This is a genomic window from Euzebyella marina, assembly GCF_014855515.1.
In the GTDB taxonomy this organism is placed as follows: domain Bacteria; phylum Bacteroidota; class Bacteroidia; order Flavobacteriales; family Flavobacteriaceae; genus Euzebyella; species Euzebyella marina.
On sequence record NZ_JACYFK010000001.1, the window covers coordinates 291,864 to 303,344 of the forward strand.

Sequence of the window (11,481 nt, forward strand, 5' to 3'; positions counted from 1 at the left end):
TAAATACAGGTTATGCTTCGTTGGTGTTTCTAACTTTTACGTGATAGAATACATTTGGCTTAGTTCCTACATGCTCCAATAAGTGGTACATACGATCGCTCTCAGCCAACTTAGAAACTTCACTTTCTTTATCGTTGACATCACCAAATATAATCGCTCCGCTACTACAAGCTGCTGAACACGCTGTTTGGAACTCACCATCTTTAACTGGCCTACCTTCTCTCTTGGCATCAAGAATCGTCTTTTGAGTCATCTGAATACAAAGTGAACATTTCTCAATAACACCACGAGAACGAACATTTACATCTGGGTTCAATACCATTTTACCCAAATCGTTATTCATATGGAAATCAAACTCGTCGTTATTATTGTAAAGGAACCAGTTGAAGCGACGTACTTTATACGGACAGTTGTTCGCACAATAACGCGTACCCACACAACGGTTATAAGCCATATGGTTTTGACCTTGACGGCTGTGAGATGTTGCAGCAACAGGACATACAGTTTCGCATGGCGCATGGTTACAATGCTGGCACATTACAGGTTGAAAAGCCACCTGAGGGTTAGCCGCAGGGTCTTCCAACTCTCCAAAACCACCTAACGAACCGTTATCACCACTAAGACCATCAAATTCATCTTTCTTGACGTTGTCAGCCTCAAAAGTATCTTCTGATGAATAATATCTATCGATACGCAACCAGTGCATATCTCGACTCTTTCTTACTTCTTCCTTACCAACAACAGGAACGTTGTTTTCTGCATGACATGCTATCACACAAGCACCACAACCGGTACAAGCGTTAAGGTCGATAGACATATTAAAATGGTGACCTACGGTACGATCAAAACTATCCCATAAATCAACAGAAGTCGCAGGAACTTCTTGGTGGTTCAACGAAACTTGAGGCACGTGGTTCCACTCGGCATGGTCTTTCGTGTTAAAAATCTCAAGTGTTGTTTCTTTTATAATATCACCCCTTCCCATTAAGGTTTTATGCAACTGAACACAAGCAAATTCATGTGTACCAGATGCCTTTTCAATGGTAGCGGATTGTGTAGAACTAAAATCTTGGTATAAAGGATACGCATTAACACCTGTCTGCATTTCAGACTTCATACCGACTTTCTTACCGTATCCGAATGAAAGACCGATAGAACCGATAGCCTGACCTGGCTGAATGATTACAGGAACATTGTTCACAGTAACGCCATTAACAGTAATGTTAGCGTAGCTACCATCAAGACCGCCATTGGCCACATGGTAATTCTCCAAACCTAGTCTTTCGGCATCAGCCTTGGACACAGTTACATAATTATCCCATGAAACCCTAGTGATTGGATCAGGAAATTCTTGCAACCAAGGGTTACTGGCCTGTTGGCCTGCACCCATACCTGTTTTAGGATACAAGGTCAGCTCCATACCTCCACCGCTGGTTGCACCTGCCAAACTACTGATGGCAGACGAAATAGAAACTGCGCTAGAAGATACGCTTGGCGTATCGGCAGCAACTGGAGCTTCTTTATCTTCAGCAGAATCGGTAGCATCTACAGGGTCCGCATTTATCATATTGACAGCACCTCCAACAAAGACACCATCGTGCAGCGCCTTGTTCCAGTCAGAACCACTAAGTATACCTGCAGTCCAGGTTTCCTTTACATAATCATAGTAATTCTTGTCGGAGCCCAACCATTTTAACATGGCAGACTGAAATTGTCTTGTATCAAAAAGTTCTCTGATAGTAGGCTGCATCAAGCTATAATGACCCTTCTTTATCTGAAGATCACCCCAAGATTCCAAGAAGTGGTTAGATGCGCCGGCATATTGTGTTATCTCAGTAGTCTCGTTCCAGTTATTAGAGAAAGCAACGGAAAGACCCACTTTTTCAACGCCTGCCTTAAATTCAGCAGCATTTGGTAGCGTGTACATCGGGTTAACACCGTCCATCAACAAAACACCCACCTTACCGGCATTCATATCAGCCACCAATTGAGACACAGCTTTTGAACTACCCTGTCTCACATATCGTGGTGCAGACGAATCGAATGCCTTACTACCTAACATTTCGTTAATCGCAAGAACAACTGATTGTGCATTTACATCATCTAAACCAGTTACCACAACGGCATCACCACCATTACTACGTATTTGCGAAGCAACGCTATCTATCGCTTTTTCCACATTTTCAGAAAGCTCGCCACCCGCACTTGTTCCATTAAGTTTGGCATATAATTTCGCAAGGGCAATCTTTTGCTGCATTGGCGTTAAAGGAATACGCTTATCCGCATTGGCTCCAGAAAGAGTCATGTTCGCCTCAAACTGCACGTGACGAGACATCTTTCCTTCTTTAGGGATTCTTCCTTTCGCATAACCGGAATCAAATCCACCACCTTGCCAATCTCCTAGAAAATCAGCACCAAAAGAAACTATCAACGATGCTTTTTCAAAATCGTAATCAGCAAGCGCTCGCTCGCCATATTTTGCACTAAAAGCCTCCAAAGCGGCATCATCGGCAATAGCATCGTAAACCACATGATTCACATTACCATATCTGGCCTTGAATTCCGCTATCAATCTTTCGGTCGAAGGACTCGCATAGGTCTGGGTCAAAAGAGCGATTTGCTGCCCTGAACCGCTTAGAGAACCTAATTTAGCCTTAACCGCAGCATCCAAAGCACTCCAATCTACAGGCTCACCGTTAGCCAACGGACCTTGAAGTCTTGTACTATCATATAGAGAAAGAACAGAGGCCTGAACTCTAGCATTCGCGCCTCCGCCTACTTTGGCATCTTTATTATTTTCAACCTTGATAGGCCTACCCTCTCGGGTTTTTATCAAAATACTGGCAAAATCGAAACCATTCGCTATAGACGTAGCATAATAATTGGCCACACCGGGAACGATATTCTCCGGCTGAACCACATAAGGTATCGACTTATGAACCGGCCCTTGACAGGCAGCCAAAGAAGCGGCAGCTGTACTAAAGCCAACATACTTAAGAAAGTCTCTTCTATTAGTATTGGTTGAAGAAAGATTTTCCTTATCTCCTAAGAAATCATCAACAGGAATACTTTCAACAAATTCGTTTTGTTTTAGCGTCTCAACAATGGAATCGTTAGGATTTAACTCCGCCTCGTTTTTCCAATATATTTTGTTTGATGCCATACGTTTCTATGTAATTAGCTACTCTTTCTTATTCGATTAATAGTGACACTTTCCACACTCAAGACCGCCCATTTGCGCAGCGGTCAATTGCTCAACCCCATATTTCTTGGAAAGCTCTTCATGAATCTTTTCATAGTATTCGTTACCCTCAACTTTCACATTTGTTTCGCGGTGGCAGTTAATACACCAACCCATGGTCAAAGGCGAATATTGAGACATAATTTCCATTTCTTCAACAGGCCCGTGACACTCTTGACACTGAATACCGGCAACGCTAACGTGCTGCGAGTGGTTGAAGTAAGCGAAGTCTGGCAGATTGTGAATTCTCACCCACTCAACTGGCTTCGTATCACCTGTATATTTTTGATTCTGATCATCCCAACCAACAGCAGCATAAAGCTTTTTAATCTCCTGGTTGTAATCTACACCATACTCTTGTTTACCTTCGGCCAATGTTTCATCGGATACCTGGTATATAGATTTATGACAGTTCATACAAACATTCAACGAGGGAATTCCTGAAGTTTTGGAAACCCTAGCGGAAGAGTGACAGTATTTACATTCTATTTTGTTATCACCAGCGTGAATTCGGTGTGAATAGTGAATAGGCTGAATCGGCTCATAACCTTGATCAACACCAACCTGCATCATCCAACCGTAAGCGAAGTAAGCACTGCCCAACAATAAAAATATCACCGAAACAAGCACTAAGAACTGATTGTCAACAAACGCCTTCCATAACGGCTTACGTTTCTCACCAACTTCTTTTTCCAACACAACCCCATTGGCTTCAGCGATGCGACGCAAAGTTCTATTGACCAATATCAACATTACCACCAACAGGCCAAAAACCAAAACCAAAGCGCCCAAAATAAGTTCGTTGGAAACTCCAGAACCACTTCCACCACCAGCTGACTGACCACCACCAGTAGCCGAAGCTTCGTCAGGCTTTGGCGTCGAAGGAGGCGCAGCGGTATAAGCCAATATATTATCAATATCAGCATTGGAAAGCGTTGGGAAAGCGGTCATGGCCGCCTGATTGAATTCATTATAAACCTTGTTGGCATAAGCATCACCTGATGATATCATGCCAGGGCTATTCTTGATCCATCTGTAAAGCCATTCTCTATCCAACCCTTCATCCTCGGCCAATCTAGACTCTACATTCGCAAGAGCAGGACCTGTCATTTTGCGGTTCAAGGCATGACAAGCGGCACAATTCTGATTGAACAGAGCCTTACCGGCCGCCGGATCACCATCCGTTTCGGCCGCAGCTTCGGTTTGCCCAGAACCAGAATCAGCCTCGGCAGAAGCATCTTCTTGAGCAAAGATAGAAGTAGAAAGTAGTAGGAAAAATAATACAGTTACACCTAGAATCTTAGAAATTGGATGGCGGTACGGAACCTTTTTCATATGGATTTTATTTCTATCAAATCTTGGCACGATAATTTCGGATGTACTTAAATGTGCTTTGTTTTATCGGTGCTAAAATTGATGGCAAAAATACGACATAGACTTTATTTTGAAAATGTTAAAGGATTGATAATTGATAATTTATAATTATTCTAAATAATCGCGGACAGCCTTTGTTTGTTCTATAAAAATCTACTTTTGTATAAAACCGTAAGACCCAATAATTTCCCTTCGATGAAAACAACTTTTATATCTTTTCTCACCATTTTTTCGGTTGCTATCGGCTACTCCCAACAAGGAAATATCAGCATTGCCCAAGACGAAAAAATAACAGAACTGTTAGATATTTATAAAACCTCTAACGAAAGTACCGACTATTATAGAATTCAGGTCGGTTTTGGATCTTACGCGAAGGCGCAAGACATTCAAACCAAGGTCGACGAAGATTTTCCTGACCTTGCGTCAAAAATTGAATTTGATTCACCTACCTATAGAGTTAGAATAGGTCGGTTTAAAGACAAGCTGACAGCGGAAAGAAAGTTTGCCGAAGTGCGGCAAAAATATCCCGATGCGATGTTGCTACAACCAAAAAAATCGACCCGTTAAGGTCGATTTTTTTTATTCTTATAACTGACTTTAGCAAAGAAAACCTTATTTGATTTTCAACTTTTTCTTGACAGCTACTTCTTGGAAGGCCTCTACTATATCACCTTCTTTGATATCATTATAATTCTTCACCTGAAGACCACAATCGTACCCTTTTGAAACTTCTTTAACGTCGTCTTTAAATCGCTTCAACGAAGCCAATTCACCGGTAAAGACCACCACGCCATCACGTATCAAACGTATACCGGCATTTCTCAAAATCTTACCATTGGTTACCATACAACCTGCAATGGTACCGACTTTAGAAATCTTGAAGGTTTCCCTGATTTCGGCAGTACCTGTAATCTCTTCCTTGATTTCTGGGGAAAGCATACCTTCCATCGCATCTTTCAAGTCATTGATCGCATCATAGATAATGGAGTACATTCTGATATCGATTTCCTCTTTATCGGCAACATCACGGGCATTACCCATAGGTCGTACATTAAATCCGATAATAATCGCATCGGAAGCAGACGCCAAAAGAACATCTGATTCAGTAATGGCACCAACACCTTTATGTATGATATTTACCTGTATCTCTTCGGTAGAAAGTTTCTGGAACGAATCGGTCAATGCCTCTACAGAACCATCCACATCACCTTTCAAAATAATATTAAGCTCTTTGAAATCACCCAGTGCAATTCGTCTTCCAATCTCATCAAGAGTAATGTGACGTTGTGTTCTAACGGACTGCTCACGTTGAAGCTGAGACCTTTTGGCCGCTATTTGCTTGGCCTCGCGCTCATCTTCTAAAACATGAAACTTATCACCCGCCTGAGGAGCACCGTCTAAACCTAAAATTGATACTGGAGTTGCAGGACCGGCCTTCTTAACAGATTTGCCACGTTCATCGTGCATAGCCTTGACCTTACCACTGTGCGTACCGGCCAAAACATAATCTCCAATCTGCAGGGTACCACCTTCAACCAAAATTGTCGAAACGTAACCGCGACCTTTATCCAAGAATGCTTCTACAACAGTACCATTGGCGCCCTTATCAGGGTTCGCTTTCAACTCTAGAAGCTCAGCTTCTAAAAGTACTTTTTCCAAAAGTTCTTTTACCCCTTGCCCTGTTTTAGCGGAAATGTCGTGAGATTGAATTTTACCTCCCCAATCTTCTACCAATAAGTTCATCTGGGCCAATCCTTCTTTAATCTTATCAGGATTTGCAGTGGGTTTATCTACCTTGTTTATCGCAAATACGATAGGAACGCCAGCAGCTTGTGCGTGGCTAATAGCCTCTTTCGTCTGCGGCATGATATCATCATCAGCAGCAATAACGATTACGGCAATATCGGTTACCTGTGCACCTCTCGCACGCATAGCGGTAAACGCCTCGTGACCAGGAGTATCCAAGAAGGTAATTTTCTGTCCGTCATCCAGTGTTACACCATAGGCACCAATATGCTGGGTAATACCACCACTTTCGCCGGCGATTACATTGGCTTCCCTTACATAATCAAGAAGCGATGTTTTACCGTGGTCAACATGCCCCATTACCGTTACGATAGGCGCTCTAGATTTCAAATCTTCCGGAGCATCTGCTTGAACCTCAATAGATTCTTCAAGTTCAGCAGTAACAAACTCTACCTCATAACCAAATTCATCGGCCACAATAGATAACGTTTCAGCATCGAGACGTTGGTTCATGGTAACCATGATACCTAGCGACATACAGGCCGAGATAATATCTGTTGTAGTAACATCCATCATAGTAGCGACTTCGCCCACCGTGACAAACTCGGTTACCTTCAACACCTTGCTTTCCAGCTCTTGTTGCTCAAGATTACGCTCAGTTTGCTGACGGTGCTGATCTCTTTTATCTCTTCTATACTTCGCCCCTTTTCCTTTCTTCGATTTACCCTGAAGTTTTTCAAGGGTCTCTCGAATTTGCTTTTGTACATCTTCCTCGCTAGGCTCAACTTTGGGTGCGTTGAATCTATTTCCGCCACCTTTTCTTGGGCCGCCGCCTCTGTTGTTGTTCCTATCTCTAGGTCCTCCGCCGGTATTACCCGACCCAGGCTTGCTTACAATACGCTTTCTGCGCTTCTTTCTATCATTACCATCGGAAGACTTGTTGTCTTCCTTCTTTTTCTTGGGCTTATCGAATTTCGATAAATCTATTTTATCGGTAATTTTAGGACCTGTAAGTTTTTTATATTTTGTCGCCAGTACGTCATCACCTTCTTTTGGCTCTGGCTTAACCTCGGGCTCAGGCTCTTTTTTCGGTTCTTTCTTAACTTCCGGCTCTTTCGGTTTAGCCTCTTGCACCGGCTCTTTTTCTTTCACCGGCTCTACAGGCTTCTCCTCTTTTTTAGGCTCTTCTTTCTTCTCCTCCTTTTTCTTAGGATTCAAATCAATTTTACCAACAGTCTTAGGACCAGTGAGCTCTACCTTGCCCACAAGGGGTTTTTCGGCTGCAGCACGTTTTTCTCGCGCCAACCGTTTTTCTTCTTGTTCTTGCTCCAATTGCAGACGTAAAGCTTCTTTCTCCTCACGCTTTTCCTCGCCGACCTTTTTAGAAGCAACTTTTTTGCTCTTGTCGGTTTGAAATTCTCCTTGAAGCACCTCATAGACCTCATCGGAAATCTTTGTCGTAGGCCGCGCTTCGATCTCATGACCCTTAGAGGCCAAAAAATCTACCGCCCTATCCAAAGAAATATTAAACTCCTTGAGGACTTTATTGAGTCTTATTTTTGCAACGTCTGCCATAAATATCTTCTCCTAATTCTTTTAAACTGCTGCTAATATATAGCTAATCTTCCAATTCTTCTTTGAGTATACGTACAACTTCCAAAATTGTTTCCTCCTCTAAATCTGTACGTTTTACAAGATCATCAACATCTTGCTCTAATATACTTCTGGCCGTATCAAGACCAATTTTACTGAATTCTTCAATAATCCAACCATCAATTTCATCTGCGAATTCGGTCAATTCAACATCTTCTTCGACACCTTCACGGAACACATCTATCTCATAACCAGTCAACTGACCAGCTAAACGTATGTTGTGCCCACCACGACCAATAGCTTTCGACACCTCTTCCGGTCTTAAATAAACCTGAGCGGTCATTTTCTCGTCATCTAATTTTACAGATGAAACCCTTGCCGGACTCAAAGCCCTGGTCACCATAAGCTGAGGGTTGGCGGTCCAGTTGATTACATCGATATTCTCATTACCCAACTCACGAACGATGCCATGAATTCGAGAACCTTTCATACCTACACAAGCACCTACTGGATCAATACGATCATCGTAAGAATCAACAGCGACCTTCGCCTTTTCACCGGGTATACGCACCGCTTTTTTGATGGTAATCAAACCATCGTAAACTTCTGGTATCTCTTGAAAAAATAATTGCTCCAAAAACTTAGGGGAGCTTCTCGACATAATGATGGTCGGCTTGCTTCCTTTCAGCTCTACGCTTTCTATAATACCTCTAACATTATCTCCCTTTCTGAAGAAATCGGACGGTATTTGACGGTCTTTAGGAAGTATGATCTCATTACCCTCATCATCTAACAAAATAATGGCCTTGTGTCTGATATGATGAACCTCGGCGGTATAAATTTCACCCTCCAAGTCTTTAAACTGCTTGTAGATAGTGGTGTTATCGTGCTCGTGAATTTTAGAAATCAGGTTTTGGCGCAACGCCAAAATGGCCCTTCTCCCCAAATCAATCAACTTAACCTCTTCAGACACATCTTCACCTACCTCAAAATCAGGTTCGATTTTGCGAGCGTCGGTCAGAGAAATCTCTTCGTTCGGTTCTTCAACTTCACCATCTTCAACGACCACTCGGTTCCTCCAAATCTCCAAATCTCCTTTATCAGGGTTGATAATGATATCGAAATTATCGTCAGACCCAAATTTTTTCTTGAGAGCGCTTCTAAAAACGTCTTCAAGAATAGCCATAAGCGTTACCCTGTCTATGAACTTATCATCTTTAAACTCTGAAAAAGACTCAATTAACGCAATATTTTCCATTACTCTGTTGACATTAAAATGTTATTATGACTTTTGCTTCTTTTATATCAGAAAAATCAATTTCTTCTTTTTTCTGAACCGTTATCTTCCCTTTTCCAACGGGTTTGGGTTCCCTCGCTTTCCACTCAAGAACAATTCCGTTCTCAGTAGTTGCGGTCAAATTACCTTCGAAAGTATTCGTTTCGGTCACTACCTTAAGCTTTCTGCCAACATTTTTGGCATACTGCCTGGGCAAAACCATCGGTGAAGCAGCCCCTGCAGAGGTAACCTCCAGCGAAAAATCTTCTTCTTCACGATCCAGGTTATGCTCGATAGCCCTACTTATCTTCATGCAATCTTTCAAACTCACCCCCTGGTCTCCATCTATAACCACTTTTATAGAGTTATCGAGAGCTACAGAAAAATCGATTAAAAATAATGATTTATCCGCTTCCAAAGCTTCCTCTAAAAGTGACGCGACCCTATCCTTCAACATAACATTTAGAAATAAAAAAGAGGACTCTATTGTCCCCTCATGAATACTTTTATATCCTTTCAGTGGCGCAAATATACAATTTTTTTGGTTCTCGCAATAGCATGCAGACTTATCTCGTTTTAAATGACAGAGTTAACCAAAAAGGCGTGCCTTTGCCTATAATTTTTGCATACCTAACTGCAAATCATGGAAATATTCACTTCTTATAATCTCATCATTGGAGCCTCGGCAATCGTAATCATTTCTTTTTGGTTCAATGGTATTTCAAAAAAAACGAACATACCATCAGTGCTCATGTTAATCGTATTGGGAATTCTTCTGCAATTCGGGCTCAAATATGTACTTGGGCAAGAAGTCGATTTTGAGAAGAGCCTTCGTGGAACCTTAGAAATCATAGGAACTATCGGTTTAATAATGATTGTTCTTGAAGCCGCCTTGGAACTGGAACTGAAACCTGAAAAACTCCCCCCTATTCTTAAATCAATGGCTATCGCCCTAATCGGCCTTGTTAGTTCGGCCTGGGTAGCGGCTTTTATCATGACCCAGTTTATTGAGGGCATGAGCATGCAAAATGCTTGGCTTTATGCAACACCCTTATCAATATTATCAAGTGCAATTATCATTCCTAGTGTAAAAGGTCTAAAAGAAATAAAAAAAGAATTTCATATTTACGAAAGCACCTTTTCAGACATCATGGGCATCATGATGTTCTATTTTCTAACGGGCGCCCTCGATCCTGAAAACCAATCAGGCGCCACCGGTTTCGCCCTGAATATCGTTTTAACTATTGTCATCGCTATAATAGCCAGTTATGCTCTCGTTCTTATCTTTCAAAAAATCAAGAGCCAGGCCAAACAATTTCTATTGATAGCCGTTCTACTCTTGCTCTATGCCATTGGCAAGAAACTGCACCTATCTTCTTTAATCATTATACTCATATTCGGCTTGGTGATAGCCAATGTTAAACTGTTTTTCCCTGGAAGAACATCAGTTTTTCTTGAGGAAGAAAAAATGCACCGCATTTTTCATGAATTACACATCATAACACTTGAAACCGCCTTTGTCGTACGTACTTTTTTCTTTGTAATATTCGGCATTACGATAGTGCTTTCATCGCTATTGAGCTTGAACGTTGCCATGGTGAGCATTCTGATTATCATTTCAATCTACGTTATCAGGTTTTTGATATTGAAAATTTTTGTTGGGAAGGATATTCTACCTCAAGTTTTTATCGCCCCCAGAGGATTAATTACCATTTTGCTTTTCTACGCCATTCCGGCAGAGGCAGAGGTTCCCGGTTTTGAATCCGGAATATTACTTTTCGTTATAATTGCCACTAGCCTTATAATGACTTGGGCTATGATTCGAGACAAAAAGCCGATGGCTACTCTTCTAGATGAAATTGACCAAGAATATGACGAAAGAAATCAAATAGATAGCGAAGTTGAAGCCGAAGACAATACCCCTCTAGACGACACTAACCATTTGGAAGAAAAATCAGAACCGAACGAAAGAGACCTATAAAATCTGAGGGAATAAAAAAGGTTCTAAAGCTATTAACCTTAGAACCTTTTGTTGGCCTACTAGGACTCGAACCTAGAATGACTGGACCAAAACCAGTAGTGTTGCCAATTACACCATAGGCCAGTACCTTTTCTAAAAACGAAAACCAGTTCCGTATTAGAGCGTGCAAATTTAAAACAAAGTTTGATCTGCACAAACATTTTAGATCAGAATAATTGAAATCCTGATTTTTCAAAAGCTTTGAAACTTGAAATTTGCGCTTTCATTTTT

At 41.6% G+C, this 11,481-nt stretch carries 7 protein-coding genes and 1 tRNA gene; 2 read left to right on the forward strand and 6 right to left on the reverse strand.

Going from position 1 to position 11,481, the window contains the following annotated elements; translation table 11 throughout:
* Positions 1–10: 10 nt before the first annotated feature.
* On the reverse strand, positions 11–3,163 hold the full coding sequence (locus IL356_RS01110; RefSeq protein ID WP_121847623.1) for a TAT-variant-translocated molybdopterin oxidoreductase: 3,153 nt from the start codon (positions 3,161–3,163) through the stop codon (positions 11–13).
* A gap of 36 nt (positions 3,164–3,199) precedes the next feature.
* Positions 3,200–4,576 carry a cytochrome c3 family protein gene (locus IL356_RS01115; RefSeq protein WP_121847622.1) on the reverse strand — a complete coding sequence of 459 codons (1,377 nt, stop codon included), beginning with the start codon at positions 4,574–4,576 and terminating at the stop codon, positions 3,200–3,202.
* A 234-nt stretch (positions 4,577–4,810) separates the two neighbouring features.
* On the opposite strand from IL356_RS01115, the gene IL356_RS01120 reads away from it, so the two are divergent.
* A complete protein-coding gene (locus tag IL356_RS01120; RefSeq protein ID WP_121847621.1) occupies positions 4,811–5,182 on the forward strand; it encodes an SPOR domain-containing protein in 372 nt (123 codons plus the stop codon).
* Positions 5,183–5,227: 45 nt separating this feature from the next.
* Here the strand turns inward: IL356_RS01120 and infB are convergent, their stop codons facing one another.
* The 3 genes from infB to rimP are packed head-to-tail and all read right to left on the reverse strand — an operon-like array spanning position 5,228 to position 9,687.
* Positions 5,228–7,936, reverse strand: coding sequence for a translation initiation factor IF-2 (infB, locus tag IL356_RS01125; protein WP_121847620.1), 2,709 nt, complete (start codon positions 7,934–7,936; stop codon positions 5,228–5,230).
* 43 nt (positions 7,937–7,979) lie between these two features.
* Complete coding sequence (gene nusA / locus IL356_RS01130) at positions 7,980–9,212, reverse strand: transcription termination factor NusA (protein WP_121847619.1); 1,233 nt, start codon at positions 9,210–9,212, stop codon at positions 7,980–7,982.
* Positions 9,213–9,225: 13 nt separating this feature from the next.
* Positions 9,226–9,687 carry a ribosome assembly cofactor RimP gene (gene rimP / locus IL356_RS01135; RefSeq protein WP_121847618.1) on the reverse strand — a complete coding sequence of 154 codons (462 nt, stop codon included), beginning with the start codon at positions 9,685–9,687 and terminating at the stop codon, positions 9,226–9,228.
* 186 nt (positions 9,688–9,873) lie between these two features.
* Between rimP and IL356_RS01140 the strand changes: the two genes are divergently transcribed.
* Positions 9,874–11,211 (forward strand): cation:proton antiporter domain-containing protein, encoded by a 1,338-nt coding sequence (locus IL356_RS01140; RefSeq protein WP_121847617.1) that lies wholly within the window; start codon positions 9,874–9,876, stop codon positions 11,209–11,211.
* 51 nt (positions 11,212–11,262) lie between these two features.
* Here IL356_RS01140 and IL356_RS01145 read toward each other — a convergent pair.
* Positions 11,263–11,334 (reverse strand) — tRNA-Gln (locus tag IL356_RS01145).
* Positions 11,335–11,481 lie beyond the last annotated feature (147 nt).

Bases quoted from the DNA above. Each gene is read 5' to 3' on its own strand.
- IL356_RS01115 (WP_121847622.1), bottom strand. From the start codon at position 4,576: ATGAAAAAGGTTCCGTACCGCCATCCAATTTCTAAGATTCTAGGTGTA.
- rimP (WP_121847618.1), bottom strand. From the start codon at position 9,687: ATGTTGAAGGATAGGGTCGCGTCACTTTTAGAGGAAGCTTTGGAAGCG.
- nusA (WP_121847619.1), bottom strand. From the start codon at position 9,212: ATGGAAAATATTGCGTTAATTGAGTCTTTTTCAGAGTTTAAAGATGAT.
- infB (WP_121847620.1), bottom strand. From the start codon at position 7,936: ATGGCAGACGTTGCAAAAATAAGACTCAATAAAGTCCTCAAGGAGTTT.
- IL356_RS01140 (WP_121847617.1), top strand. From the start codon at position 9,874: ATGGAAATATTCACTTCTTATAATCTCATCATTGGAGCCTCGGCAATC.
- IL356_RS01120 (WP_121847621.1), top strand. From the start codon at position 4,811: ATGAAAACAACTTTTATATCTTTTCTCACCATTTTTTCGGTTGCTATC.
- IL356_RS01110 (WP_121847623.1), bottom strand. From the start codon at position 3,163: ATGGCATCAAACAAAATATATTGGAAAAACGAGGCGGAGTTAAATCCT.